This is a genomic window from Amycolatopsis thermalba (genome assembly GCF_003385215.1).
Lineage (GTDB): Bacteria > Actinomycetota > Actinomycetes > Mycobacteriales > Pseudonocardiaceae > Amycolatopsis_E > Amycolatopsis_E thermalba.
The window spans coordinates 1-24,234 of record NZ_PQHW01000104.1; the positions used below are offsets into that span (position 1 = coordinate 1).

Below are 24,234 nucleotides of genomic sequence, written 5' to 3' on the forward strand. Positions count from 1 at the left end.
GGACAACGGGGGTTTCGGGGTCGGGGGCGGTGCTGGACGCTCGGTTCTCGACAGTGTGTGAGGCAGGACTGTGTTCCGGCTTCGGTGCGGCAGGCGAATTCGGGCTTTGTGCCGGGGTGGCCGGAAAGCGGGGCGGCGGGTTGGAAGCCGGTGCTGGGTTTGGGGTGGAACCGGCGGCCCGAGATGCGGCGGTGGCTTCTCCGGCGGTCGTCGGCTGGTCTTCGAAGGTGGGCGTCAGGCCGGATGCGCTGACAGGGCCAGAAACTGGTGCTTGTGCTGGGCTTGGAGCAGTCGATGGAGTGGAACCAGCGGATCGAAGTGCGGACTCGGTTTCTCCGGCAGGCGTCGCGTCGTTCTGAAGGCTGAAATTCAGCCCGGACGCTCGGGCCCGGTCGACAAGCGCGGACGGAGGTGCGGAGCCTGGTTCTTCAGCGGTCATTGAGTAGGCATCGAAGGTGGAGCTCAGTTCGGACGCACGGGTGCCGTCGATGAGCGCGGGAACGCCACCGTGGTGGACGACCACTGGAGTGGAATCCGCGGTCTGCGGAGGGGGACCAACCGCCTGCGGAGCGGAACCGGTGCCTTCTGGAGCGGAACCTGCAGCCAACGGAGCCGAGCCCGCAGCCAACGAAGCGGAGCTCGCGGCCTGCGGAGGGGAACCGGCGGCCAGCCGAGTGGGGCCGGCAGCCACCGGATCGGGATCTGCGGCCAGCGGAGGGAGGCTGGCGCCCCGTGGAGCGGAACCCGCAACCAGCGGAGTGGGGCCGACGCCCTGCGGAACGGAACCTACGGCCTCCGGAGCGGCACCGGCGGTCGGCGGAGCCGGACCCGCGGCCAATGCGGTTTGTGGAGTGAGGCGGGCGCTCTGCGGGGCGGAATCCCCCGCCAGCGGAGTGGGGCTGACGCCGTGCGGAGCGGAACCTGCAACCTGTGAAGGGAGGCGGGCGCCTTGCGGGGCGGACCCCCGCGCCAGCGGAGCCGGGCCGACGCCGTGCGGAGCGGAACCCGCGACGTGTGGCGGGAGGCCGGTGCCCTGCGGAGCGGAACCTGCGGCCAGCGGAGTGGGGCTGACGCCCTGCGGGATGGAACCCGCAGCCAGCGGAGTGGGCCCGGCACCCTGCGGGACGGAACCCACGGCCTGCGGAGCGGGGCCAGCAGGCAGCGGAACGGGACCCGCGGCCTCCGAAGCGGAACCCACGACGCCCGGAACGGGACCTGCGGCCAGCGGAGCGGGACCCGCGCCCAGCGGAGCCGAACCCACGGCCTGCGGGGCGGAACCTGCGGCCTGTGGAGGGAGGCCGGCAGCCAGCGGAACGGAACCCGCAGCCAACGGAGCGGAACCCACGGCCTCCGGAGCGGAATCCGCGCCCGGCGGAACGGAACCTACGACACCCGGAACGGGACCCGCGGCCAGCGGAACGGGGCCGACGCCCGGCGGAACGGGACCCGCGGCCGGCGGAGCGGAATCCGCGGTCGGTGGAGGGGGATCAGCGGGCTGGCGCTGGGCCGCGGGGACTCCGGCGTCAGCTGGGTGGTCGTCGAAACTGATGTTCAGTCCGGATGCTCTCGCGCGGTCGACCAGGGCTGTGATGCCTCCGTGCAGGGGGTCGACCGGTGGGGCGTCTTCGCGCAGGAGGCCGATGATCTCGCGCAGGCGTTCGGTTGCCGCGGCGGCGTTTTCGCGCAGGGCTTTGGCTTCGGCGTTGCCCGACATCTCCAGGGCGGCGGCTCGCAGGGCGATCAGGCTCAGCTCGTGGCCCAGCGAGTCGTGCATGTCGCTGGCGATGCGGGCCCTCTCCCGCAGTCTGGCCTCCTCCGCGACGATCCGTTGCCGCAGCTCCAGCTCCTCCGCGCGCTGCCACCCCGACCGGACCAGGTCGTCCCGCGTGCGCATGTACCGCCCGAGCTGCCACGGCAGCACAGCGGCGAACAGCATCACCCCGATCGCCGCGCCCCAGTCGGCCATCCCGTACCGGCCGATCGCCAGCGACAGCGGCACGCCGACACACCCGACGCCCAGGAACGTCACCAACGCGGGCCGCGCCGACTCCATCCGCCGCCCGGCCAGGTACGCGAACGGCACCATGAGCAGCACCGGCCACACCGGAACCCGCCCGCCGAAGCTGAACATCATGGTGAGACTGGACCCCACCGCGACGGTCAGCGACAGCCACGGGCCGCGCCGGGCGGCGGCGACCACGACGACGGTCGCCGCCAGCCCGCCGATCAGCTCCCACGGCTGGGCGTTGCGCCGGCTCTCGTACACCACCAGGGCGGCGACCAGCGCGCCGATCAGCACTTCCGCTGCTCTTGCCAGGAATCTCCCCACGTGATCGGACGGTACTGACCAACGTGGACGGGCGGTATCTGTCGAAAGTCAGATTTTCGTGGTCACCCGGATGAAATCCAGCACCTGCGGCCAGGACAGCGCGAAAGCCTCGGCGTTGACCGGCGTGCCGTGCCGCGTCTTGTTGGCGAACCCGTGCTCGGCGTCCGGGTACACGTGGATCAGGCTCGGGCCGGTGACCCGTCCCTGCAGCGCCGACTGCAGCTCGTCGAAGCGCGACCGCGGGACCAGTTCGTCCGCCGCCGGGTACATCATCATCACCGGCGCCTTGATCAGGCCGGTGTGCGCGATGGCGTCCATGGTGTGGTTCGGCGGGGTCTCCCCCGGCACCGTCGGGTGGTAGGCCACCACGTTGGCGACGCGGTGATCCCGGCCACCCAGGATCAGCGCGAACCGCCCGCCGAGGCACCACCCGATCACGCCCGCTTTCGCGCAGCCCAGCTCGCCGAGGAGGTGGTCCAGCAGCTGCGTCTGCTCGTCGAGGGCGACCGCGTCGTCCAGCCCGGGCATCTTCGCCAGCAGGTCGGCGATCGAGGTGTCGTCGCTGCTCGGGCCGTGGAACGGGTCCCACACCAGCGCGGTGACACCGGTCGCGGCGATCGCCTCGGCCCACTCGCGCACCTGCTCGCCGATGCCGGTGACCATCGGCAGCAGCAGCATCCCGGACTCGCTGCCGCCCGCGGGCCGCGCGAGGTAGGCGTTCAGGCCGTTGACGGTGAGCCGTGATGTTTCGATGTCCTGTGTCATGCCGCGACATTAGGCATGATGATCGGCATGGCCGAACGCACCCTGACCGAGCAGCTCGGCGCCGAACCGCCCGCGGGCGTCGCCGCGCTGGATCCGGCGCACCAGCAGGACCTGGCCGACGCGGTGCGCGCCGCCCGGCGTCGTCAGGCGGCCGCGCTGGCCAAGGCGGGCAACGACGCGCTCAAGTTCGTGCCCGCCCTGCTGCGGCCGGCCGTCCGGAAGGCCGTCGGCCTGTGACGCCCCAGGAAGCGGAGATCCGCAAGCTGGCGCGGGTGCTCGGGGTCGGCGTGGAACGGCTCGCCTACCTCGCCGACGTGCCCGTCGAGGACCTGCGTGAGCTGCGGGAACGCACCACGACCGTGCTGTTCGACGCGCACCTGGGCGTGCTGGAGCGGATGGCGGGCGCGAGCAAGCTGCTGCCCGTCCCCGTGCTGGCGAAGATGGCCGAGCGGGTGTTCGGGCCGCTGCTCGCCGCGCGCATCGCGGGGCTGGTCGAGGCCTCTCGCGGGGCGGAGATCGCCGGACGCCTGTCACCGGCGTTCCTCGCCGACGCGGCCACCGAGCTGGACCCGAGGCGGGCACGCGGGATCATCGGGAAGCTGCCGGCGCCGGTGGTCGTCGCGGTCGCGCGCGAGCTGAGCGGGCGGCAGGACTGGATCACCATCGCCCGGTTCGTCGACCACCTGCCGGACGCGACGATCGTGGCCAGCCTGGAGTTCATCCCGGACGCCGCGCTGCGCGAGGTCGCCGCGATGCTCGACGATCCCTCGAAGATCGGCAAGGTGCGGGACCTGCTGCCGCCGGAGCGGCTGGCCGCGCTGCCCGAACACCTCCGCTGACGGTTCCCGTTCGTCCAAGACGGCCGCTCGGCGAGGCGTCACCATGGACGGCATGGTCCAGCGAATCGTGCCCTACCTCACCACCGCCGACGTCGCCCCGGTGCGCGACTTCTACGTCCAGGTCCTCGGGCTCGAGGTGGCCATGACGGATCCCGTGCTCAACCTGCGCTCCCCCGCCAACCCGGCCGCGCAGATCATCGTTCAACGGCCCGGGTCACCACAACCGCGCTTGGGGGTCGATGTCGGGACACCGGAGGCCGTCGACGCGGCCCACGCCGAGGTCGTCCGCCGCGGCCTGCGGGTCGTCTACCCGCTCGCCGACGAAGCGTGGGGCGTGCGGCGCTTCTTCGTGACGGATCCGAGCGGCTCAGTGGTCAACGTGCTCGCTCACGCCGACACGATGAGGTAGATGCCGTAGAGCACGACGGCCGCGCACGCGGCGAAGCACACGCCCGCCGTCACCGCGCCCGCCGTGCCGCTCGCGCCGCTCTCCCGGGCGTCGGCGCGGGCGGCGACGGCGCGGACGCCGACCGCGAACAGCCCGGTCACCACGGCCACCGCGGCCAGGGCGGTCACGAACACGCTGCCCAGGGCAGCCCAGTCGATGTGCACCAATGCCCTCCTCAGACCGCCACCGGAACGGCTTGCTCGGGGTCGGCCACGGTCTGCGGGGTCACCGGGTTGCGACGCGACCACAGCCAGATGCCCAGGGCCGCGGCGATCAGCACCAGGCCGACCACCAGCGTGCCGAGGGTGCCCAGGGTCGCGACCTTCGCCGCCACCGCGCCGACCACGGCCGCGGCAGGCAGGGTCAGCAGCCAGGCCAGCGCCATCCGGCCGGCGACGCTCCAGCGCACCTCGGCCAGCCGCCGCCCGACCCCGGAGCCGATGATGCCGCCGGAGCAGACGTGGGTGGTGGACAGCGCGAACCCGAGGTGCGAGGACGCCAGGATCGTGGCGGCCGCGCTGGTCTCGGCGGCGAAGCCCTGCGGCGTCTGCACGTCGGTGATCTTGCGGCCCATGGTGTGGATGATCCGCCAGCCGCCCATGTAGGTGCCCAGCGCGATCGCCAGCCCGGCGCTCAGCACGACCCACAGCGGCGGACCGGACCCGGCGGCCAGCGCGCCGGACGAGATCAGCGTGAGCGTGATGACACCCATCGTCTTCTGCGCGTCGTTCGTGCCGTGCGCGAGCGAGACCAGCGAGGCCGACAGCACCTGGGCGCGCTTGAACGACTTGCCCACCACGTCCTGCCGCACCTTCGCGGTGATCCGGTAGACGAGGTAGGTGCCGACGACCGCGACCAGCCCGGCCACCAGCGGCGAGGCCACGGCGGGGATCAGGACCTTCTGCACGACCTGCGCGAAGTGCACCGCGTCGGCGCCGGAGGCGACCCAGGTGGCGCCGATCAGGCCGCCGAACAGGGCGTGCGAGGAACTCGACGGCAACCCGAACAGCCAGGTCAGCAGGTTCCACAGGATCGCGCCGACCAGCCCGGCGAAGACGACCACGGGGGTGACCTTGGTGTCGTCGACGATCCCGCCGGAGATGGTCTTGGCCACCTCGACCGACAGGAACGCGCCGACCAGGTTGAGCACGGCGGAGATGGTGACCGCGACCTTGGGTCTCAAGGCGCCGGTCGCGATGGAGGTCGCCATGGCGTTGGCGGTGTCGTGGAAACCGTTGGTGAAGTCGAACGCCAGTGCGGCGACGATGACCACGAGGACGATCAGCGAGAGGTCCACACCATCAACGTTACCTTTCGGGTGATGGGGTACTCCGCTCGGCCGATGAACTCCTGGTGAACGTGATTTGCCTTACCCCACAAGCGTTCCACGGCGCCACACCCGCCACGTCAGCGGCACTCCCGGGCGATATGCGAGGTGTGTCCGGGATGGGGCGTTCAGTACGTGCAGATCGGCTCGCGCGCCCGGCCGGAGCACGCCGACATCGGTCCGGCGCAGGGCCCGCGCGCCACCGAGGGTCGCCGCGCACCCGGCCTCCTCGACCGACATGCCCATCTGCAGAACCGCCGTCGCCACGCAGAAACTCATCGACGTCGTGTACGAGCTGCCCGGGTTGGCGTTGGTGGCCAACGCCACCGTCGCCCCCGCGTCGAGCAGCCGCCGGGCGGGCGCGAGCGGCTGACGGGTCGACAGGTCGCAGGCCGGCAGCAGGGTCGCCACGGTGTTCGACGAAGCGAGCGCCTCGATGTCCGGTTCGGTCAAGTGGGAGCAGTGGTCGACGCTGGCGGCACCCAGCCGCACCGCGAGCCGCACCCCGGGGCCGGGCCCGAGCTGGTTGCCGTGCACCCGCAGGCCGAGGCCCCGCTGCGCCGCGGCGCGCAGGACCCGCTCCGACTGGGCCTCGTCGAACGCGCCGGTCTCGCAGAACACGTCGGCCCAGCGCACCGAGTCAGCCACCGTGTCGAGCATCGCACCGCAGACGAGATCCACATAGGACTCCGGGTCGGCGCCGGGCGGCACCAGGTGGGCGCCGAGGAAGGTGACCTCGTCGGCGACCGAAGCGGCGATGCGGGCGGAGCGGGCCTCGTCGGCCACGGTCAGCCCGTAGCCGGTCTTGGTCTCCAGGCAGGTCGTGCCCTGCCGTGCGGCCTCGGTCACGTGCCGGCGCAGGTTGGCGGTCAGCTCGGCGTCGGTGGCCGCGCGGGTCGCCTCCACCGTGACCGCGATACCGCCCGCGGAGTACGCCTGACCAGCCATCCGGGCCTCGAACTCGGCGCTGCGGTCGCCGGCGAACACCAGGTGCGTGTGGCTGTCGACCCAGCCCGGCAGCGCGGCGCGGCCCTCGACGTCCACCCGCTCGTCCGCGTCGGGCGCGGCCGCGGTGGGACCGGCCCAGGCGATCGTGGGACCGTCGAACACGATCGCGGCGTCGGTGAGCGTGCCCAGTTCCTCGTCGTTCGTGGTCAGCTCGCCGATGCCGGTGATCAGGACCGCCACAGCGCCTCCACCTCCTCCGCCAGCACCGCCGCCGGGCGGTCGATCAGCTGGTGCGTGCGGTCGCGCACGATCCACCGGCCGCCGATCAGGACGTCGGTCACGTCGGCGGCCGAGGCGGCGAACACCGCGCCCGACGGCTCGGTTCCGGCCGTGCGCACGGAGTCCAGCGCGACCGCGACCAGGTCGGCGGGCCCGCCCACCGCCATCGGGCCCCCGTCGCGTCCGAGTGCCGAGTGGCGCGTGGCCGCGGCCACCAGCTCGGCGACGCCGAAGCATCCCCGCTCCTCCGCCGCGAGCCGTTCGTGCAGTTCGAGCGCCCGCAGTTCCTCGAACGGGTCGACCACGGCCTGGCTGTCGCTGCCCAGGGACAGGTCCACGCCCGCGTCCGCCAGCCGTCGTGCCTCGCCGATGCCGTCGCCGAGGTCGCGTTCGGTGGTGGGGCAGAAGCAGACCTGGGACAACAGGCCGAGGTCGGTGGCCGTGAGGTGCGTGCCGTGCACGGCGACGGTGCGCGGGCCGAGGACGCCGGCTCGGTCCAGAAGTTCGGCCGGGGTGCATCCGTGGTGCGCCAGGCAGTCGTCGTTCTCCGCCCGCTGTTCCGACAGGTGCACGTGCAGGGGGCCGTCCCAGTCCGCGAAGAACGGCAGCTGGTCGGCGGGCACGGCACGCACGGAGTGCACGGCCGCGCCGACCAGCGCCGATGCCGGTTTCAGCGCGTCCACCCGCTCGGCCCAGCGGTCCACGTCGCCGTCACCGAACCGCAGCTGCACGCCGGCCAGGTCGCGGCCGAAACCGCCGGCCAGGTAGCAGGTGTCGAGCAGGGTGAGCCGGATGCCCGCGTCTTCGGCGGCCTGGATCAGGGCGTGACCCATCGCGTTCGGGTCGGTGTAGGGCCGCCCGCCCGGCGCGTGGTGGAGGTAGTGGAACTCGCCGACGGCCGTGTACCCGGCGAGCACCATTTCGGCGTAGACGCCCCGCGCGAGCCGGTAGTAGGAGTCCGGGTCGAGCCGCTCGGCCAGCGTGTACATCCGCTCGCGCCAGGTCCAGAACGTGCCGCGGTCGTGGTGCGTGCGGCCGCGGAGCGCCCGGTGGAAGGCGTGCGAGTGCCCGTTGGCGAAGCCCGGCAGCACGAGCCCGGGCAGCACGGTTCCCTCGCGTGGTGCGCCGGTGCTGACCTCGGTGAACACGCCGTCGGACACCGCGATCCGCACCCCGGACACGACTCCGTCCGGCAACCACGCGTGCTCAGCCCACAAGATCGTCATGTCGACAATGTCTCCAGGACCCGGGCGAGCGCGACCACGCCCTCCTCGACGTCGGCGTCCTCGGCGAACTCGTCCGGCGCGTGGCTGATCCCGGTCGGGTTGCGCACGTAGAGCATCGCGGTGGGCACGTGGGCGGCGAGGATCGCGGCGTCGTGTCCAGCGCCGGTGGGCAGCTCGGGCGCGTTCAGCAGACCGGTCAGCCGGTCGCGCAGCGCGGGATCGAACGTCACGGTGTCGCCGTAGGACTCCTCGGTGACGGTGACCGTGCAGCCCTCCGCCGCCGCGGCCCGCTCGGCCGCCTCGGCCAGCTCGGCGACCACGTCGCGGCTGTTTCCCCGCGCGTCCAGCCAGAGATCCACTGTGGACGGGATGACGTTGGTTCCCCCTGGTCGCGGTACGAGTCTGCCGACGGTGGCATGAGCGTCCATTGTGGATGCGATCCGCCGGGCGGCGAGCACGACCTCCGCGGCGGGCAACATCGGGTCGCGGCGATCGCGCAAAACTGTCGTACCCGCGTGGTTCCCTTGTCCGGTGAACGAGAACCGCCACCGCCCGTGCTCCAGCACCGTGCTGCCGACGCCCACCGGCACGTCCAGCGCCCGCCCCTGCTCGACGTGCAGCTCGACGAACGTCCCGATGCGCTCCAGTCCGGCGTCGTCACGGCCGAAGTGCCGGGGATCCACCCCGGCACGGCCGGCGGCTTCGGCGAGCGTCATCCCGTCCGGGTCCCGCAGAGCCCGCGCCCGATCGGGGTCGAGCGCCCCGGTCAGCAACCGCGAACCCAGGCACGGCACACCGAACCGACCGCCCTCCTCCTCGGCGAAGACGACCACCGCGAACGGCCGCGCCGGGCGGAATTTCCGGTCCTGCAACCGGGACACCGCTTCCAGTGCGCTGGCCACGCCGAGCGGACCGTCGAACGCCCCGCCACCGGGCACCGAGTCGAGGTGGCTGCCGGTCACCAGCGCGTCCGGGCCCGGCGCGCCCCACCACGCCCACAGGTTCCCGTTGCGGTCGGTCTCCACGTCCAGCCCGCGCCGCCCGGCCTGCTCCCGGAACCAGTCGCGCATCTCGGCCTCGGCGTGGTCGAACCCGTGGCGGGCATATCCGCCGCCGGGCGCGCGGCCGACGTCGGCGAGATCGTCGAGCAGGCTCACGCCTCCTCCTGCATGGGCACCCGCACGCCACGGTCCCGCGCCACCTCGGCGGCGCGCTCGTACCCGGCGTCCACGTGCCGGATCACACCCATGCCCGGGTCGTTGGTCAGCACCCGCTCGATCTTCCGCGCGGCCAGCGGTGTGCCGTCCGCGACGCACACCTGTCCCGCGTGGATCGACCGGCCCATGCCCACGCCTCCGCCGTGGTGCAGCGACACCCAGCTCGCGCCGGAGGCCGTGTTGACCAGCGCGTTGAGCAGTGGCCAGTCGGCGATGGCGTCCGAACCGTCGGCCATCGCCTCGGTCTCGCGGTACGGGGAGGCGACGCTGCCCGCGTCCAGGTGGTCGCGGCCGATCACCACGGGGGCGCTCAGCTCGCCGCTGGCGACCATCTCGTTGAACCGCAACCCGGCGAGGTGCCGCTCGCCGTAGCCGAGCCAGCAGATGCGTGCCGGAAGTCCCTGGTAGGCCACGCGATCACCGGCCATCCGGATCCACCGGGTGAGGGTTTCGTTGTCCCCGAACAGATCGAGGACGGCACGGTCGGTCGCGGCGATGTCGGCCGGGTCGCCGGAGAGCGCGGCCCAGCGGAACGGGCCCTTGCCCTCGCAGAACAGCGGGCGGATGTAGGCGGGCACGAAACCCGGGTAGTCGAAGGCCCGCTCGCAGCCGCCGAGCTTCGCCTCACCACGTAAGGAGTTGCCGTAGTCGAACACTTCAGCACCGGCGTCCAGGAAACCGAGCATCGCGCCCACGTGCTCGGCCATCGACTCGCGCGAGCGGTCGGTGAACTCGTCCGGCTTCGCGGCGGCGTAGTCGTGCCAGTCGTCGACACCGACGCCGACCGGCAGGTACGCGAGCGGGTCGTGCGCGGAGGTCTGGTCGGTGACGATGTCCGCCTCGAGCCCGCGGCGCAGCAGCTCCGGCAGCACCTCGGCGGCGTTGCCGATCACGCCGACCGACACGGCCTCGCCTGCCTTCTTCGCCTCGGTGACCCGGCGGATCGCGGAGTCCACATCGGACGCGAGCTCGTCGAGGTAGCGGGTCTCCAGGCGGCGGCGGGCGCGTGCGGCGTCGCATTCGACGACGAGTGCGGTGCCGCCGTTCATGGTGATCGCCAGCGGTTGGGCGCCACCCATGCCGCCCAGCCCGGCGGTCACCGTGAGCGTCCCGCGCAGCGTGCCGCGGAACCGTTTCTCCGCCACGGCGGCGAACGTCTCGTAGGTGCCCTGCAGGATGCCCTGCGTGCCGATGTAGATCCAGGAGCCGGCGGTCATCTGCCCGTACATCGTCAGGCCGAGCTTCTCCAGCCGCCGGAACTCGGGCCAGGTCGCCCAGTCCCCCACGAGGTTGGAGTTCGCGATCAGCACCCGGGGCGCCCACTCGTGCGTGCGGAACACGCCCACCGGCTTGCCGGACTGCACCAGCAAGGTCTCGTCCTGCTCCAGCCCGGTGAGACAGCGGGTGATCGCGTCGAAGCTCGCCCAGTCGCGGGCGGCCTTGCCGGTGCCGCCGTAGACGACCAGGTCCTGCGGGCGCTCGGCGACGTCGGGATCGAGGTTGTTGTGCAGCATCCGCAACGCGGCTTCGGTCTGCCAGTTCTTCGCCGTCAGCGTGGTTCCGCGGGCGGCCCGGACGGTGCGGCTCATGCTTCCTCCAGTGCGGTCAGGACGGCTCCCGAACGGACGAGTTCCTCGGCGGCCGCGATCTCCGGCGCGAGGTGGCGGTCCGGTCCCGGCGCGGCGACGTGTTCCCGGACCAGGTCGCGGACCGCGGCCGTGACCGGCGCGGGTCGCAGTGGCGCGCGGAAGTCCAGCGCGCGGGCGGCGGTCAGCAGCTCGATCGCCAGCACCGAGGTCAGCCCGTCGACCGCGCGGCGGAGCTTCCGCGCCGCGGACCAGCCCATCGAGACGTGGTCCTCCTGCATGGCGCTGCTGGGGATCGAGTCGACCGAGGCCGGCACCGCCAGCCGCTTCAGCTCGCTGACGATCGCGGCCTGCGTGTACTGGGCGATCATGTGCCCGGAGTCGACGCCGGGGTCGTCGGCGAGGAAGGCAGGCAGCCCGTGCGAACGGGACACGTCGAGCATCCGGTCGGTGCGGCGTTCGGCGATGCTCGCGACGTCGGCGAGCGGGATGGCCAGGAAGTCCAGCACGTAGGCCAGCGGCGCGCCGTGGAAGTTGCCGTTCGACTCGACGCGGCCGTCGGCGAGCACGACCGGGTTGTCGATGGCGGCAGCGAGTTCGCGGTCGGCGACCAGTTCGGCGTGGGCGACGGTGTCCCGGGCGGCGCCGTGCACCTGCGGTGCGCACCGCAGCGAGTACGCGTCCTGCACGCGCGTGCACTCGGGCCCGCGATGGCTGGCGACGATCTCCGAGTCGGCGAGAGCGGCGAACATCCGGCGCGCGGAGACCGCCTGCCCGGGGTGCGGGCGCAGGGCCTGGAGGTCGGCGGCGAAGGCCCGGTCGGTGCCGAGCAGGGCTTCGACGCTCATCGCGGCCGTGAGGTCGGCGGTGTCGAGCAGCCGGTTCAGGTCGTCCAGGGCGAGGACGAGCATGCCGAGCATCCCGTCGGTGCCGTTGGTGAGAGCCAGGCCCTCCTTCTCCGCGAGGGTCACGGGTTCGATGCCGGCCTCGGCGAGGGCCTGCGCGGCGGACCGGCCGTCGAGCACTTCGCCCTCCCCCATCAGCGCGAGCGCGACGGCCGCGAGCGGCGCGAGGTCACCCGAGCAGCCGAGTGAGCCGTACTCGTGGACGACCGGGACAATGCCGGCGTTGAGCATCGCCGCCAGCGCTTCGGCGGTCGCCGGGCGGATACCGGTGTGCCCGGAGGCGAGGGTGCGCAGCCGCAGCAGCATCAGGGCGCGCACGACCTCCGGCTCGACGGCGGGGCCGGTGCCTGCGGCGTGGGAGCGGATGAGCGAGCGTTGCAGGGCGGTGCGGCGGTCGGCGGGGATGTGCCGGATGGCGAGGGCGCCGAAGCCGGTGGAGATGCCGTAGGTCGGCTGGTCGGCGTCGGCGAGCGCGTCGATGTGGCGGCGGGTCTCGCCGAGGGTCTTGCGGACCTCGTCGCTCAGCTCGACCGACGCGTTGTGCCGCGCGACCGCGACGACCTGCTGCCGGGCAAGTGGCCCCGAGTCCAACCGCACTGTGCTCATGGGCTCATTGCACTCCGCCGCGGGGCCGGCCGGAGGTCCCCGAGGAGTGGTTGTGTCTGGTATCCCAGACACATGACGGATGTGCCCGCTCTGCGCCGCGGTCTGGCGGTGCTGCGGGTCCTGGCGACGCGGCCGGGGCCGATCTCGGCGGCGGCGATCGCGCGCGAGCTCGACCTGCCGCGCTCGACGACGTACCACCTGCTGGCGGAGCTGGAGGCGGCGGGTTTCGTGGTGCACCTGGCGGCCGAGCGCCGGTACGGGCTGGGGATCGCGGCGTTCGAGCTGGGTTCGGCGTACCTGCGGCACGACCCGCTGGAGCGGCTGGCGGCGCCGTTGTTGCGGAAGCTGGCGGACCGGGTGGGGCACACCGCCCAGCTGGGGGTGCTGCACGGGAACGAGTTGCTGTACCTGGTGAAGGAGCGTCCGTCGGCGCCGGAAACGCTGGTGACCGAGGTGGGGGTGCGTCTGCCCGCGCACCTGCCGGCGAGCGGGCAGGCGTTGCTGGCTCACCTGCCGCACGCCCATGTCCGGGCGCTCTACCCGCAGGCGGCGGCGTTCGTCACCCGAACGGGCCGGGGCCCCTCGACACTGCCCGAGCTACGCCGCGCCCTGGCCGAGGTCCGAGCGCGCGGCTGGGCGGTCGAGGACGGCCAGGTGACGCGCGATTTCGCCTCGGTGGCCCACGCGGTTTTCGACCACAACGGCCGCCCGCTGGCGTCAGTGGCGGTGACATTCCGGCACGTGTGCGCGTCCGGCTGCACGGAGACCTGGCCAACGTTGGCCCGCGACGTCGGCGCGACTGCGGCGGCGCTGACCAGGCAGGTCGGCGGCAGAACCCCCACGTCGCCAGGGGCGTGAAGCGTGGGACCGGACAACCAGAGGATGGGGGTGAGGAGGCGAAGCCCCCGTGGCGGACCCGGAGGCCACCCACGAGAAAGGCCCGCCCCCTTGAAGAGGGGCCACCCCAAAAAACGACGAAGGCCGGGACCCGCGAACGCTCTTCGCGTGCAGGTCCCGGCCTTCGGTCGAGTGGAGGTGCCGGGAATTGAACCCGGGTCCTCTGGCGCCTTGCCTAGGCTTCTCCGTGCGCAGTTCGCTCTGCCTCTACTCGGCCCCACCGGTCACGCGAACAAGCCGGTGTGACGGGCCCAGCCGCTGTGGGTTTCCCTTCCGGTCCCCGCGGCCGGGTCCGGAAGGTGAGCCTCCTAGCTGATGCCGGCTACCGGGACGGAGGCGCTCCCGGGCCGACAGACTCGCACTCGCTCAGGCAGCGAGGGCGAAGTCGCGCTGACTATTAGTCTTGGCGCTTATTTGGTTACGACGACGCTTAACGGTGGTCTCTCGCCTGCACCGGCACGCTTCCCTTGACTCAACGTCCAGAGTCGAAACCGTTCACCCCCTTGATGGTGTTCCGTTACCAGCATAACGCCCGCGGCAACCGGGTTTGTTCCGCACCGGGTGGGGTTGTCCCTACCCCGGCGACGCCCGCGCGCCCCATGGTCCACCAGCGGAAATCTCGCGATGCTGGTCCCGTGCTGCTGAGAGAGGAACGGATCATGGGGCCGACGTATTCCGCGCTGGACGGCACTCGCCCGCGCCCGCCGGTGCTCGGCGCGCTCGGGTACCTGCTGAGCAACCTGCCGCTGGGCGTCGCCGGGTTCGCCCTGATGGTGACGCTGTTCACCGCGGGCCTGGGCACCGCGATCGTGTGGGTGGGCCTGCCCGTCCTCGGCCTCGCGGTGCTGATCGCCCGCGCGGCCGGGCGGTTCGAGCGCGCCCGGGTGCACCGGATGCTCGGCACCTACGTCGTGACGCCGTACAAGCCGCTGCCGGAGTTCGGCCTCCGGGCCCGCTGGCGTGCGCGGCTGACCGACGGCGCGACCTGGCGGGACGCCCTCTACCTGGTCCTGCTGCTGCCGCTCGGGATCGCCGAGTTCACGATCATGGTCGTCTTCTGGTCGGTCGGGCTGGCCGCGACGGCGCTGCCGTTCTACTGCCAGTACCTGCCCGGGGGCGCGTACTTCTTCCCCTCGGGTGACGCGCGGTGGATCGTGGTCGACTCGCCGGTCGACGCGCTGCCGTGGGCCGCTCTCGGGCTGGGAGTGGTTGCCGTCGCGATCAGCGTGACCCGGGCGCTGGGCACCGCCCACGCGTTGTTCGCCCGCGCCATGCTCGGCCCCGGCCCGCGCGCCCGCCGGCTCGCCGAATCGGCCACCGACCAGCCGAACACGGTGGCATGATGAGCCTCGTGGCCGGTGAACACGGGCCGATCGAGCAGCCGCGCCCGGGGGCCGCGAAGTCGATCGTCTACATGATCTCCTCGTTCGCGCTGCGCCTGGTCCAGTTCGTGCTGGTCGTGGTGCTCGGTCTGGTCGGGATCGCGACGACGGTGATCTGGGTCGGCATCCCCATCCTGCTGCTGACCACGAGCCTGGTGCGCGGGTTCGGCAACCTGGAGCGCCGCTGGGTGCGCAAGATGCTCGGCACTCCCCTGCCGCCCGCCGACCGCGCGCCGGTCGAGGGCGGGGTGCTGCGGCGGTGGCGGATGCGCCTGGTCGACGGCACGACGTGGCGGGACCTCGCGTACCTGCTGGTCGCGTTCCCGCTGAGCGTCGTGGAGTTCGTTATCGGCCTCGCGTCGATCGTGCTGGTGCCGATGGCGATCTGGGTCGCGCCGTGGATCGGCTGGGTGCACGGTTCGCTGGCGGTCGCCCTGCTCGGCCCGAACCGCGCCGAACGGCTGCGCGTCAAGGCACAGCAGTTGCAGGCGTCGCGGGCGCGCGGGGTGGACGCCGCCGATGCCGAGCGCCGCCGCATCGAGCGGGACCTGCACGACGGCGCCCAGCAGCGGCTGGTGGCGGTGGCCATGAACCTGGGCCGCGCCAAGAACAAGCTGGACCGGGAACCGGAGGCCGTCCGCGCGCTGATCGAGGAGGCGCACACCGACGCCAAGCTCGCGGTGTCGGAGCTGCGGGACCTGGCGCGCGGCATCTACCCGGCGGTGCTCGGCGACCGCGGCCTGGACGCGGCGCTGTCCGCGCTGGCCGCGAAGACGCCGATCCCGGTGGAGGTGACGGTCGACATCGAACCGCGCCCGCCGGCCGCCGTGGAGACCACCGCGTACTTCATCGTCGGCGAAACCCTGACGAACGTCGCCAAGCACTCCGGCGCGACGGAAGCGCAGGTCAAGGCCTGGCGCACGGACGACAAGGTGATCATCGAGATCACCGACAACGGGCACGGCGGGGCCGAGGTTCGGCCCGGCGGCGGGCTGGCCGGGCTGGCCGACCGGGCCGCGACGATCGACGGTGTGATGACGGTGGTGAGTCCCCAGGGCGGGCCGACGGTGGTCCGTGCCGACCTGCCGTGTACCTGGTGACCCGGTTCGTGAGTGAATAGGGCGAATTCGCTCACGAACTGGGGGTTGGCGGAATGCGTGTGGTGATCGCCGAGGACGCGGTCCTGCTGCGGGCCGGGGTCGAGCGGTTGCTCGCCGACGAGGGCACCGAGACGGTCGCCGCGGTGGACACCGGCGACGCGCTCGTCGGGGCCGTCACCGAACACAAGCCGGACCTGGCGATCGTGGACGTCCGGATGCCGCCGACGTTCACCGACGAGGGCCTGCGGGCCGCGCTGGCCGCCCGCGAGGCGGTGCCGGGCGCGCCGGTCCTGGTGCTGTCGCAGTACGTCGAGGAGAGCTACGCGGTCGAACTGCTGTCCGGCGGGGCCGGCGGCGTCGGCTACCTGCTGAAGGAACGCGTGGCCGACGTGGCCGACTTCCTCGACGCGGTCCGCCGGGTCGCCCGGGGCGGCACGGCCATCGATCCGGAGGTGATCGCGCAGGTCATGGCCCGGGGACGGAAGAACCCGCTGGACGCGCTGACCGCGCGGGAGTCCGAGGTGCTCGGGCTGATGGCGCAGGGCCTGTCCAACTCGGCGATCGCCGCGACGCTGGTCGTCTCGCACGGCGCGGTCGAGAAGCACATCGGCAACATCTTCGCCAAGCTCGGGCTGGAGGCCAGCGCCGAGGAGCACCGCCGGGTCCGCGCGGTCCTCACCTACCTCGGCCGCCCCTAGCGGGTCCAGGGCGGCACGATCGTGGTGCCGCCCACGGCGCCGACCATCCCGATCGACGTGCACACCGTCGCCTGCGCCGGTTCCGTGCCCGGGTTGTCCAGCCGGAACAGGGTGTCCGGCGGGACGATCATGGCGTCTCCTGGGGCGAGCGGGTGCACCTCACCGCCGAGGGAGAGTTCGAGCACGCCCGACTGGAGCACGAACACCTCCTCACGGCTCACCGAGTGCTCCTCGCCGGTCGTCCCCGGCGCGAGTTCCAGCAGCCACACGGCGAGCTCGGCGGATCCGCGACTGGGCACGGCGAGCGGCCGGAACACCGCGCCGCCACGTTCGAACCGCGGTGCTTCCGCCAATGTCGCGACGGGCATGTCTACCTCCAAGTAGTCAAGCAGCTTTACCAGTAATAAGGTAAAGGAGCTTGACCATCTAGTCAAGGAGCTTGACCATGACCGCTGGCGACATGCCGGGCCTGCTCGCGCTGACCTTCCGCGCGCTGATGGACGAGATCCACGAACGCCTCGCCGAGGAGGGATTCGGCGACATCCGTCCCGCGCACGGCTTCGCGTTCCACTTCCTGTCCCACCGCGCCGCCACGGCCGTCGAGCTCGGCGAGCACCTCGGCATCACCAAACAGGCCGCCGTGCAGCTCGTCGACGAGCTGGCCACCCGCGGCTACGTGGAACGCCGTCCGCACCCCACCGATCGCCGCAGCAGGCTGGTCGTCCTCACGCCGCGCGGCTGGCAGTGCGTCGACCGGGTGGTGGCGCTGTCCAAGGAGGCCGAGGCGCGGTGGGCGAACCTGATCGGCGACGGGGATTTCGCCCGGGTGCACCAAGGCTTGTCGGCGTTCGCCGCCGAGGCGGCCCGACATCGGAGGGTCACCGTGCGCCCGGTGTGGTGAATCGCTCCTCACCCGTTCTGACGGCGGCGCCCGGTCCGCCGCTCACCTACCATGGGCGGACGTCGACATTTTCCCGCACGAGGAGGGCGCCATGACCGAAGAGAACGTCCGGTTCTTCGGCGGCCCCCTCGACGGCCGGGTCCAGACGCTCGACGACCCGGTGAGCGGCACGGTCATGCGGCACGTCCACCTGCACGAGGGCCCCAAGATCGAGACCTTCTACCAGCTCGGTTTCACGCCGGAGGCCGGCTGGGAGTACCGGCTCTGCGGCCTGCCCGCCTCCGAGGTCGACGAGGCTCGCGAGCTGTAGGTAGGGCACACCCCACCACGGTCCTGCACCTGTCCCCCGCCCCAAGACGGCGGTCTGCCCCGCTGTGCCGGACACCCGTTCCGACCAGGCTGAACGCATGCGAACAAGCATGCGGCCGGCCCCGGCGGGAGCCCGCGACACCTTCCTCGACGTGGTCCGCGCGGCCGCGATCCTCGCCGTCATCGGGCAGCACTGGCTGATGCCCGTGCTCAGCTACGACGACGGCCACCTCGCGACCGGCAACGCGCTGGCCACCCCCGGCTGGTGGGCCCTGACCTGGCTGTCCCAGGTCATGCCGATGGTGTTCTTCGCCGGTGGCGCGGCCAACCTGATGTCGATGCGCCGCGCCGCGTCGACCCGCGATTGGCTGTCCACGCGCCTCAAGCGCCTGCTGATCCCGGTGCTGCCGCTGTTCGCGGTGTGGCTGCTCGCCCCGGACCTGCTGCGCGACCTGGGCGCGCCGGAGCAACCGGTGCAGATCGCGGGCGCGATCGCCGGGCAGTTGCTGTGGTTCCTCGCCGTCTACCTGATCACCGTCGCCGCGACGCCGCTCATGCTGGCCGCGCACCGGCGCTGGGGCCTGGGCGTGCCGCTGGTGCTGACCGGGCTCGCGCTGATCGTCGACTTCGGACGGTTCGAGGTGTTCGGCCCGCTCGGCTACGCCAACGCGGTGTTCGTCTGGCTCGCGGTGCACCAGCTCGGTTTCTCCTACGCCGAGGGGCGTCTGGGCACGTTGAGCCGTCGCGGGGCGGCCGGGCTGGCCGTGGCCGGGTTCGGGGTGACCGCGCTGGCCGTCGCGTTCGGGCCGTACCCGGCGAGCATGATCGGCATGCCGGGCGCGCCGGTGTCCAACATGAGCCCGCCCACCGCGGTGCTGATGAGCCTCGCCGTGGGGCAGGTCGGGTTCTGGCTCGCGCTCAAGCCGACGCTGGCCACCCTGGCGCAGCGCCCCGCCGTCGCCGCCGTGCTGCGCTGGAGCGGGCCGCGGTTCATGAGCCTGTACCTGTGGCACATGCCGGCGCTGGTCGTCGTCGCGGGCATCGCGGTGCTCGGGTTCGGTTACGCGACACCGGAACCCGGCAGCGCGGACTGGTTCGCCGTCGCCCCGCTGTGGGTCGGCGCCGCCGGCGTCGTGCTGGCCGGCCTGCTGAAGGCGTTCGGCCGCTTCGAAACCCGGCCCAGCCCGGCCGGTGCCGTCCCGGCCGGACAGCTCGCCGCGGCCGCCGTGCTCGGCTCGGCCGGACTGCTCGGCCTGGCCGCGAAGGGGTTCACCACCCCGCTGGGCAGCGGGACGCTCTCCGGTCCGATGCCCTGGGTCGCGCTGGTGCTGGCCGCCTTGCTGCTGGCGTCGAAACCGGTGCGGGTCGCGGTCAGACGTTGAGCAGCTTCGCCGGGGTGTCGTGCAGGACGGCCCGCAGGAAGTCGTCCCCGAGGCGGTCGTCGGCGGCCCAGCCGGCGACCGCCCGCAGTTGCGTGGCGTAGGAGTAGGGGATGTTCGGGAAGTCGGTGCCGAGCACGATCCGGTCGGCGATGTCCGCCAGCCGGCTGGTCCAGTCCGGCGGCAGCGGCATCAGCTTCTCGGTGAACGGGACGCCGACCATCGTGGTGTCCAGGTGGACGCGCGGGTACCGCTCGACGAGCGCGAGCGCCTCGTCGTACTCGGGCATCCCGGCGTGCGCGAGCACCGCGGTCAGCCGCGGATGCCGGGCCAGCACCTCGCCGAACACGTCGAGCCCGGTGTGCGGGCCGGGTTCGGGCCCGTGTCCGGCGTGGACGACGACCGGCACGCCGGCGTCGGCGAGCGCTCCCCACGCCGGGTCGAGCAGCTCGTCCCGCGGGTCGTAGGCGCCGACCTGGACGTGCGCCTTGAAGCAGCGGGCGCCGGCCTGCAGCGCCTCGGCGACGTAGGTGGCGGCCGACGGTTCCGGGTAGAGCGTCGCGGTGGGCACCGCGGCCGGGACGCGCTCGGCGAACTCACGCAGCCAGCCGTTGAGCCACTCGGCCATGCCGGGCTTGTGCGGGTAGGCCAGCGGCGCGTACCGCAGCACCCCGAACGACTCGAGCAGCGCGACCCGCTCGTCCTCGGTCACCCGGTACTGGATGGGCCAGTCGTAGCCGGTGCGCTCACCGATGCGGTCGAAGTAGGCCCAGACCTTGACCAGCATCCGCTCGGGCAGGAAGTGCAGGTGCAGGTCGACGAGGCCGTCCAAGCCCAGGCCGCGCACCCAGTCGCGGATGTCCTCGTCGCGCTCCGGCCCCACCTAGCGGCGGCCCTTCAGCGCCCGCCCCATGGCGCGGGTCATCTCGCGCTGGGCGTCCCGCTTGGCCAGGTCCTGGCGCTTGTCGTAGGCCTTCTTGCCCTTGGCCAGCGCCAGCTCGACCTTGACCTTGCCGTCCTTGAAGTACATCGACAGCGGGACGAGCGAGAGCCCGCCCTCCTTGGTCTTGCCGATCAGCTTCTCGATCTCGCCCTTGTGCAGCAGCAGCTTCCGCTTGCGCCGCGACTCGTGGTTGGTCCACGTGCCGTGCTCGTACTCGGGGATGTGGACGTTGCGCAGCCACACCTCACCGTCGTCGACGGTGGCGAACGCGTCGACCAGCGAGGCGCGGCCCGCGCGCAGGCTCTTCACCTCGGTGCCCACCAGCGCGATTCCGGCCTCATAGGTGTCCAGCACCGCGTAGTCGTGCCGCGCGCGGCGGTTCGACGCGATCACCTTGGAGCCTCGTTCCTTGGGCATAGGTCCAGGTTATCCCACACGTCCCGGCTGGAGCACGGCGTTAATGCCGCACGTAGAGCCGCAGCGTCAGGTACCCGGTGGTGGCCGAGATGATGATCGACGCCAGCAGCAGCCACGGCGCCACCACGATCACGTCCAGCACCTGGATGTTCGGGATGATCCCGCCGGTGACGGACAGGATGCGGTCGATGAACGCGAACTTCGCCGCGATCAGGCCGCCCACCGCGATCGCCCAGCCGATGACGCCGGTGACCACCGCTTCCAGGAGGAACGGCAGCTGCGTGTACCAGCGGGTGGCGCCGACGAGCCGCATGATGCCGACCTCGGTGCGCCGGGTGAACGCCGAGATCTGCACGGTGTTGGAGATCAGCAGCAGCGCGGCGAGCGCCTGGATGAGGGCGATGACGAACGTGCCGTCGCGGACGCCGCCGAGGACGCCGAAGAAGCGGTCGAGGAACTGCTTCTGGTCGTCGACTCGGGACACGCCCGGGCGGGTGCCGTACTCCTGGGTGATGACGTCGCTGCGGCTCGGGTCCTTCAGCTTGACCTGCAGCGACGCCGGCAGCGCCTCGGGGCGGGCCGACTGGACCAGGATGGGGTTGTCCTGGAAGAGCTTCTTGAACCGCTCGTAGGCCTCGTCGCGGTTTTCGAACACGACGGACTCGACGGCCGGGTTGCTGTTCAGGTCGGCCAGCAGTCCGCGGCACGGGTCCTGGGCGCAGGTCTTGTCGTTGGCGCTGACGTCCTGCGTGAGATACAGCGAGACCTCGACGTCGGCCATGTAGTTGACCTGCATCTTGTCGATGGTCCGCACGATCAGCAACCCGCCGCCGAGCATGCCGAGCGAGATGGCCGTGGTGATGATCATCGCGATGGTCATCGTGATGTTGCGGCGCAGGCCGGTGAAGACCTCGCTGAACACGAAACTGGCACGCATCGGGGAGCTGGTTCCTCAGGTCGGGGGCTGGCGGGGTTCGGGGTGACTATCGGCCGACGCCGTACACGCCCCGGGCGTCGTCGCGGATCACCTTGCCGAGCTGCAGCTCGACGACCCGGCGCCGCATGGAGTCCACGATGGAGTGGTCGTGGGTGGCCATCAGGACGGTGGTGCCGGTGCGGTTGATCCGCTCCAGCAGCAGCATGATGTCCTGGCTGGTGTCGGGGTCGAGGTTCCCGGTGGGCTCGTCGGCCAGCAGCACGAGCGGCCGGTTGACGAACGCGCGGGCGATCGCCACCCGCTGCTGCTCACCACCGGACAGTTCGTGCGGCATCCGGTCGGCCTTCCCTTCCAGCCCGACCAGCTCGAGGACCTCCGGCACCACCTTCTTGATGGTGTGCTTCGGCTTGCCGATGACCTCGAGCGCGAACGCGACGTTCTCCGCGACGGTCTTGTTGCCGAGCAGCCGGAAGTCCTGGAAGACGCAGCCGATGGTCTGCCGCAGGCGGGGGATCCGGCGGCGGGCCATCTTGGCGACGTCGAAGTTGGACACGAAGACCCGGCCCTTGGTGGGGACCTCCTCGCGCAGCAGCAGGCGCAGGAACGTCGACTTGCCGGACCCGGAGGGCCCGATCAGGAAGACGAACTCGCCCTTGTCCACGTCGACCGACACGTTCTCGAGTGCGGGACGCGTCGACGTCTTGTAGACCTTGGAGACACTGTCGAGCCGAATCACGGTGGGCCATACTACCCACGCGCGTCGTCAAGCCCGGGTTGGCCTATTGCGTAGGTCTCAGCGGTTACTCCCACCCGTCGCCCGCCCCCACCCGCACAAGGAGGCGCTCCGCGCCGCTGATCAGGCAGAAGTGCCTTGCTTGCGCCAGCGGATACCGGCCTCGAGGAAGTCGTCGATCTCCCCGTCGAGCACGGAGCTGGGGTTACCCACCTCGTGTTCGGTGCGCAGGTCCTTGACCATCTGGTACGGGTGCAGAACGTAGTTGCGCATCTGGTTGCCCCAGCTGCTGCCGGAGTCCTTGAGGGCGTCGAGCTCGGCGCGCTCCTCCTCCTTCTTCTTGAGGAGGAGTTTGGCCTGGAGGACCTTGAGCGCGGCGGCCTTGTTCTGCAGCTGCGACTTCTCGTTCTGGCAGGAGACGACGATGCCGGTGGGCAGGTGGGTGATGCGCACCGCGGAGTCGGTGGTGTTGACGCTCTGCCCGCCGGGACCGGAGGAGCGGAACACGTCGACCCGGATGTCCTTCTCCGGGATCTCGACGTGGTCGACCTCCTCGACCTCGGGCAGCACCTCGACGTGGGCGAACGACGTCTGGCGGCGGCCCTGGTTGTCGAACGGCGAGATCCGGACGAGCCGGTGGGTGCCCTGCTCGACGGAGAGGGTGCCGTAGATGTAGGGGGCCGCGACCTTGAAGGTGGCCGACTTGATGCCGGCCTCTTCGGCGTAGGAGATGTCGTAGACGTCGGTCGGGTAGCCGTGGCGCTCGGCCCAGCGCAGGTACATGCGCAGGAGCATCTCGGCCCAGTCGGCCGCGTCGACGCCGCCGGCTTCCGCGCGGATGGTGACCACCGCGTTGCGGTCGTCGTACTCGCCGGAGAGCAGGGTGCGGACCTCGAGGGCGTCCACTTCCTTGGCGAGGCGGGTCAGGTCGCCTTCGGCCTCGGCCTTGCTGGCGTTGTCGCCCTCGGCTTCGGCGAGTTCGTGGAGCACCTCGAGGTCGTCGAGCCGCTGGCGCAGTTCGGTGACCCGGCGCAGCTCGGCCTGCCGGTGGGACAGCTGGCTGGTGACCTTCTGCGCGGCCTCCGGGTCGTCCCACAGGTTGGGGTTGGACGCCTGCTCTTCCAGGTCAGCCACCTGGGCGCGCAGGGCGTCGAGGTCCATGACGGACTCGACCTGCGCCAGTTTGCCGGCGAGGTCCTTCAGGTCGGCTGCGAAGTCACCACTCACAACCTTCAAGGTTACGGCACGGGGCGCGGCCGGTTACGGGAACCGGCCGCTTCGTCCCTCGTGGCCGGTCAGAGCCCGTTGACCACGTCGACCAGCTTCAGCGCGCCGCGGACGCACGTCTGGTGGTATTCGGCGGTCGCCTTGGTGAGGGGGTCGGCGGCGGCCTTGACCGCGGCCTTGGCCTCGTCGAGATCCTCCTGGTAGGTGGCCCGCGCCGTCTCGATGAGGGCGGCACGCTGCTTGGGCGTGAGCAGCCCGGCGTGCACGAGGCGCAGGATCAGGGGGCTGCGGAGGTGGTCGGGGCCGGCGTCGGAGGTCAGCCAGGCCTTGAAGGCCTTCTTGCCGGCGGCGGTGATCACGTACTGCTGGCTGGAGCGCGGTCCTTGCTTGCCGAGCCGGACGAGCCCCTCCTTGGCGAGGGCGGGCAGCTCGCGGTAGACCTGGCTGCGGGTGACGCTGAAGAACGTCCCGAACCGCTCCTCCGCCGCCGCAACCAGCTGCCCCCCGGTGGCCGGGCCGTCCTGGAGCAGGCCGAGCAATGCCGCTGCTGTTGCATTGAGTTCAGACACCCCTACAAGGTGCCACTTTTCCGCCGATCTGTCCACAGTGGTCACGGTCAATGTCCACAAAGGTCATTACCTTCCCCCGTCCGGCCCAATCGGGGGTGCCCCAAGCGCACGAAAGAGGCCCGGTTCAGATGAACCGGGCCTCTTCCTGCTGGTAGCGGGGACAGGATTTGAACCTGCGACCTCTGGGTTATGAGCCCAGCGAGCTACCGAGCTGCTCCACCCCGCGCTGTAAGACCCACTATACACACCCCACACCCCCGCCAACCC

The 24,234-nt window shown here is 71.7% G+C and carries 26 protein-coding genes, 1 tRNA gene and 1 other RNA gene; 10 read left to right on the top strand and 18 right to left on the bottom strand.

From position 1 onward, the window contains the following. Nucleotides 1–2,299 (bottom strand): sensor histidine kinase (locus D0D15_RS29215; protein ID WP_244214996.1); only part of this gene is annotated, 2,299 nt, incomplete at its 3' end. A gap of 78 nt (nt 2,300–2,377) precedes the next feature. Further along, nucleotides 2,378–3,094 carry a dienelactone hydrolase family protein gene (locus tag D0D15_RS29220; protein WP_094006696.1) on the bottom strand — a complete coding sequence of 239 codons (717 nt, stop codon included), beginning with the start codon at nt 3,092–3,094 and terminating at the stop codon, nt 2,378–2,380. Between the two features lie 27 nt (nt 3,095–3,121). Between D0D15_RS29220 and D0D15_RS29225 the strand changes: the two genes are divergently transcribed. The 3 genes from D0D15_RS29225 to D0D15_RS29235 are packed head-to-tail and all read left to right on the top strand — an operon-like array spanning nt 3,122 to nt 4,342. Next, nucleotides 3,122–3,331, top strand: a complete 210-nt coding sequence (locus D0D15_RS29225) for a hypothetical protein (protein ID WP_167481583.1) — start codon at nt 3,122–3,124, stop codon at nt 3,329–3,331. Beyond that, a complete protein-coding gene (locus D0D15_RS29230; protein ID WP_115944911.1) occupies nt 3,328–3,933 on the top strand; it encodes a hypothetical protein in 606 nt (201 codons plus the stop codon). Before D0D15_RS29225 ends, D0D15_RS29230 begins: the two co-directional genes overlap by 4 nt. Before the next feature lie 52 nt (nt 3,934–3,985). Then, the gene (locus D0D15_RS29235) at nt 3,986–4,342 is read left to right on the top strand and encodes a VOC family protein (protein ID WP_094006735.1); all 357 of its coding nucleotides are present in this window, start codon (nt 3,986–3,988) and stop codon (nt 4,340–4,342) included. Here D0D15_RS29235 and D0D15_RS29240 read toward each other — a convergent pair. The 7 genes from D0D15_RS29240 to hutH form a co-directional block, all read right to left on the bottom strand. Then, the gene (locus D0D15_RS29240; RefSeq protein WP_094006699.1) at nt 4,321–4,545 is read right to left on the bottom strand and encodes a hypothetical protein; all 225 of its coding nucleotides are present in this window, start codon (nt 4,543–4,545) and stop codon (nt 4,321–4,323) included. The two genes, D0D15_RS29235 and D0D15_RS29240, sit on opposite strands and share 22 nt — an antisense overlap. Nucleotides 4,546–4,556: 11 nt before the next feature. After that, on the bottom strand, nt 4,557–5,678 hold the full coding sequence (locus D0D15_RS29245; protein ID WP_094006700.1) for an inorganic phosphate transporter: 1,122 nt from the start codon (nt 5,676–5,678) through the stop codon (nt 4,557–4,559). A gap of 72 nt (nt 5,679–5,750) precedes the next feature. Next, nucleotides 5,751–6,896: an imidazolonepropionase gene (gene hutI, locus D0D15_RS29250; protein ID WP_115944912.1), complete on the bottom strand. Its 1,146-nt coding sequence runs from the start codon at nt 6,894–6,896 to the stop codon at nt 5,751–5,753. Beyond that, nucleotides 6,884–8,161: a formimidoylglutamate deiminase gene (locus D0D15_RS29255; RefSeq protein WP_115944913.1), complete on the bottom strand. Its 1,278-nt coding sequence runs from the start codon at nt 8,159–8,161 to the stop codon at nt 6,884–6,886. The genes hutI and D0D15_RS29255 overlap by 13 nt, the downstream gene beginning before the upstream one ends. Continuing rightward, complete coding sequence (locus tag D0D15_RS29260) at nt 8,158–9,318, bottom strand: allantoate amidohydrolase (RefSeq protein WP_094006703.1); 1,161 nt, start codon at nt 9,316–9,318, stop codon at nt 8,158–8,160. The genes D0D15_RS29255 and D0D15_RS29260 overlap by 4 nt, the downstream gene beginning before the upstream one ends. Beyond that, the gene (hutU, locus tag D0D15_RS29265) at nt 9,315–10,967 is read right to left on the bottom strand and encodes a urocanate hydratase (RefSeq protein WP_094006704.1); all 1,653 of its coding nucleotides are present in this window, start codon (nt 10,965–10,967) and stop codon (nt 9,315–9,317) included. Before hutU ends, D0D15_RS29260 begins: the two co-directional genes overlap by 4 nt. Further along, the gene (hutH, locus tag D0D15_RS29270) at nt 10,964–12,475 is read right to left on the bottom strand and encodes a histidine ammonia-lyase (protein WP_094006705.1); all 1,512 of its coding nucleotides are present in this window, start codon (nt 12,473–12,475) and stop codon (nt 10,964–10,966) included. The genes hutU and hutH overlap by 4 nt, the downstream gene beginning before the upstream one ends. Before the next feature lie 72 nt (nt 12,476–12,547). Here hutH and D0D15_RS29275 point away from each other — a divergent pair, with 72 nt between their 5' ends. After that, on the top strand, nt 12,548–13,333 hold the full coding sequence (locus tag D0D15_RS29275) for an IclR family transcriptional regulator (protein ID WP_094006706.1): 786 nt from the start codon (nt 12,548–12,550) through the stop codon (nt 13,331–13,333). A gap of 169 nt (nt 13,334–13,502) precedes the next feature. Here the strand turns inward: D0D15_RS29275 and ssrA are convergent. After that, nucleotides 13,503–13,875: a transfer-messenger RNA gene (gene ssrA / locus D0D15_RS29280) on the bottom strand. Between the two features lie 156 nt (nt 13,876–14,031). Between ssrA and D0D15_RS29285 the strand changes: the two genes are divergently transcribed. Genes D0D15_RS29285 through D0D15_RS29295 form a run of 3 tightly spaced genes read left to right on the top strand, consistent with a single transcriptional unit; the run spans nt 14,032 to nt 16,552 of the window. Beyond that, a complete protein-coding gene (locus tag D0D15_RS29285; protein ID WP_094006707.1) occupies nt 14,032–14,715 on the top strand; it encodes a sensor domain-containing protein in 684 nt (227 codons plus the stop codon). Continuing rightward, the gene (locus tag D0D15_RS29290; protein WP_115944914.1) at nt 14,715–15,854 is read left to right on the top strand and encodes a sensor histidine kinase; all 1,140 of its coding nucleotides are present in this window, start codon (nt 14,715–14,717) and stop codon (nt 15,852–15,854) included. The genes D0D15_RS29285 and D0D15_RS29290 overlap by 1 nt, the downstream gene beginning before the upstream one ends. Nucleotides 15,855–15,907: 53 nt before the next feature. Beyond that, nucleotides 15,908–16,552 (top strand): response regulator transcription factor, encoded by a 645-nt coding sequence (locus tag D0D15_RS29295; RefSeq protein WP_115944915.1) that lies wholly within the window; start codon nt 15,908–15,910, stop codon nt 16,550–16,552. Here the strand turns inward: D0D15_RS29295 and D0D15_RS29300 are convergent. Further along, nucleotides 16,549–16,920, bottom strand: a complete 372-nt coding sequence (locus D0D15_RS29300; protein WP_094006710.1) for a cupin domain-containing protein — start codon at nt 16,918–16,920, stop codon at nt 16,549–16,551. The genes D0D15_RS29295 and D0D15_RS29300 overlap by 4 nt on opposite strands. A 77-nt stretch (nt 16,921–16,997) precedes the next feature. Here D0D15_RS29300 and D0D15_RS29305 point away from each other — a divergent pair, with 77 nt between their 5' ends. The 3 genes from D0D15_RS29305 (at nt 16,998) to D0D15_RS29315 (ending at nt 19,144) form a co-directional block, all read left to right on the top strand. After that, nucleotides 16,998–17,453 (top strand): MarR family winged helix-turn-helix transcriptional regulator, encoded by a 456-nt coding sequence (locus tag D0D15_RS29305; protein WP_094006711.1) that lies wholly within the window; start codon nt 16,998–17,000, stop codon nt 17,451–17,453. A gap of 91 nt (nt 17,454–17,544) precedes the next feature. Then, a complete protein-coding gene (locus tag D0D15_RS29310) occupies nt 17,545–17,763 on the top strand; it encodes a hypothetical protein (RefSeq protein WP_094006712.1) in 219 nt (72 codons plus the stop codon). Nucleotides 17,764–17,860: 97 nt separating this feature from the next. Further along, nucleotides 17,861–19,144, top strand: coding sequence for an acyltransferase family protein (locus D0D15_RS29315; protein WP_115944916.1), 1,284 nt, complete (start codon nt 17,861–17,863; stop codon nt 19,142–19,144). On the opposite strand, the gene D0D15_RS29320 is transcribed toward D0D15_RS29315, so the two are convergent. From D0D15_RS29320 to D0D15_RS29350, 7 genes are all read right to left on the bottom strand, one after another. Then, nucleotides 19,134–20,024 carry an amidohydrolase family protein gene (locus D0D15_RS29320; RefSeq protein WP_094006714.1) on the bottom strand — a complete coding sequence of 297 codons (891 nt, stop codon included), beginning with the start codon at nt 20,022–20,024 and terminating at the stop codon, nt 19,134–19,136. The genes D0D15_RS29315 and D0D15_RS29320 overlap by 11 nt on opposite strands. Then, nucleotides 20,025–20,501 (bottom strand): SsrA-binding protein SmpB, encoded by a 477-nt coding sequence (gene smpB, locus D0D15_RS29325; RefSeq protein ID WP_094006715.1) that lies wholly within the window; start codon nt 20,499–20,501, stop codon nt 20,025–20,027. A 40-nt stretch (nt 20,502–20,541) separates the two neighbouring features. Further along, nucleotides 20,542–21,438: a permease-like cell division protein FtsX gene (ftsX, locus tag D0D15_RS29330; RefSeq protein WP_094006716.1), complete on the bottom strand. Its 897-nt coding sequence runs from the start codon at nt 21,436–21,438 to the stop codon at nt 20,542–20,544. A gap of 46 nt (nt 21,439–21,484) precedes the next feature. After that, complete coding sequence (gene ftsE / locus D0D15_RS29335; protein ID WP_094006717.1) at nt 21,485–22,174, bottom strand: cell division ATP-binding protein FtsE; 690 nt, start codon at nt 22,172–22,174, stop codon at nt 21,485–21,487. A gap of 120 nt (nt 22,175–22,294) precedes the next feature. Beyond that, nucleotides 22,295–23,398, bottom strand: a complete 1,104-nt coding sequence (gene prfB, locus D0D15_RS29340; RefSeq protein ID WP_094006718.1) for a peptide chain release factor 2 — start codon at nt 23,396–23,398, stop codon at nt 22,295–22,297. Between the two features lie 68 nt (nt 23,399–23,466). Further along, nucleotides 23,467–23,967 carry a PadR family transcriptional regulator gene (locus D0D15_RS29345; protein ID WP_094006719.1) on the bottom strand — a complete coding sequence of 167 codons (501 nt, stop codon included), beginning with the start codon at nt 23,965–23,967 and terminating at the stop codon, nt 23,467–23,469. Between the two features lie 149 nt (nt 23,968–24,116). Next, nucleotides 24,117–24,193, bottom strand: a tRNA-Met gene (locus D0D15_RS29350). Nucleotides 24,194–24,234: the final 41 nt, after the last annotated feature.

What these genes read in the sequence shown, in the direction of transcription:
- ftsX (WP_094006716.1), bottom strand. Translation starts at nt 21,438, where the DNA reads ATGCGTGCCAGTTTCGTGTTCAGCGAGGTCTTCACCGGCCTGCGCCGC.
- D0D15_RS29315 (WP_115944916.1), top strand. Translation starts at nt 17,861, where the DNA reads ATGCGAACAAGCATGCGGCCGGCCCCGGCGGGAGCCCGCGACACCTTC.
- D0D15_RS29285 (WP_094006707.1), top strand. Translation starts at nt 14,032, where the DNA reads ATGGGGCCGACGTATTCCGCGCTGGACGGCACTCGCCCGCGCCCGCCG.
- hutU (WP_094006704.1), bottom strand. Translation starts at nt 10,967, where the DNA reads ATGAGCCGCACCGTCCGGGCCGCCCGCGGAACCACGCTGACGGCGAAG.
- D0D15_RS29300 (WP_094006710.1), bottom strand. Translation starts at nt 16,920, where the DNA reads ATGCCCGTCGCGACATTGGCGGAAGCACCGCGGTTCGAACGTGGCGGC.
- D0D15_RS29220 (WP_094006696.1), bottom strand. Translation starts at nt 3,094, where the DNA reads ATGACACAGGACATCGAAACATCACGGCTCACCGTCAACGGCCTGAAC.
- D0D15_RS29275 (WP_094006706.1), top strand. Translation starts at nt 12,548, where the DNA reads ATGACGGATGTGCCCGCTCTGCGCCGCGGTCTGGCGGTGCTGCGGGTC.
- D0D15_RS29235 (WP_094006735.1), top strand. Translation starts at nt 3,986, where the DNA reads ATGGTCCAGCGAATCGTGCCCTACCTCACCACCGCCGACGTCGCCCCG.
- D0D15_RS29290 (WP_115944914.1), top strand. Translation starts at nt 14,715, where the DNA reads ATGAGCCTCGTGGCCGGTGAACACGGGCCGATCGAGCAGCCGCGCCCG.
- D0D15_RS29310 (WP_094006712.1), top strand. Translation starts at nt 17,545, where the DNA reads ATGACCGAAGAGAACGTCCGGTTCTTCGGCGGCCCCCTCGACGGCCGG.
- hutH (WP_094006705.1), bottom strand. Translation starts at nt 12,475, where the DNA reads ATGAGCACAGTGCGGTTGGACTCGGGGCCACTTGCCCGGCAGCAGGTC.
- D0D15_RS29255 (WP_115944913.1), bottom strand. Translation starts at nt 8,161, where the DNA reads ATGACGATCTTGTGGGCTGAGCACGCGTGGTTGCCGGACGGAGTCGTG.
- D0D15_RS29225 (WP_167481583.1), top strand. Translation starts at nt 3,122, where the DNA reads ATGGCCGAACGCACCCTGACCGAGCAGCTCGGCGCCGAACCGCCCGCG.
- smpB (WP_094006715.1), bottom strand. Translation starts at nt 20,501, where the DNA reads ATGCCCAAGGAACGAGGCTCCAAGGTGATCGCGTCGAACCGCCGCGCG.
- D0D15_RS29295 (WP_115944915.1), top strand. Translation starts at nt 15,908, where the DNA reads ATGCGTGTGGTGATCGCCGAGGACGCGGTCCTGCTGCGGGCCGGGGTC.
- D0D15_RS29305 (WP_094006711.1), top strand. Translation starts at nt 16,998, where the DNA reads ATGACCGCTGGCGACATGCCGGGCCTGCTCGCGCTGACCTTCCGCGCG.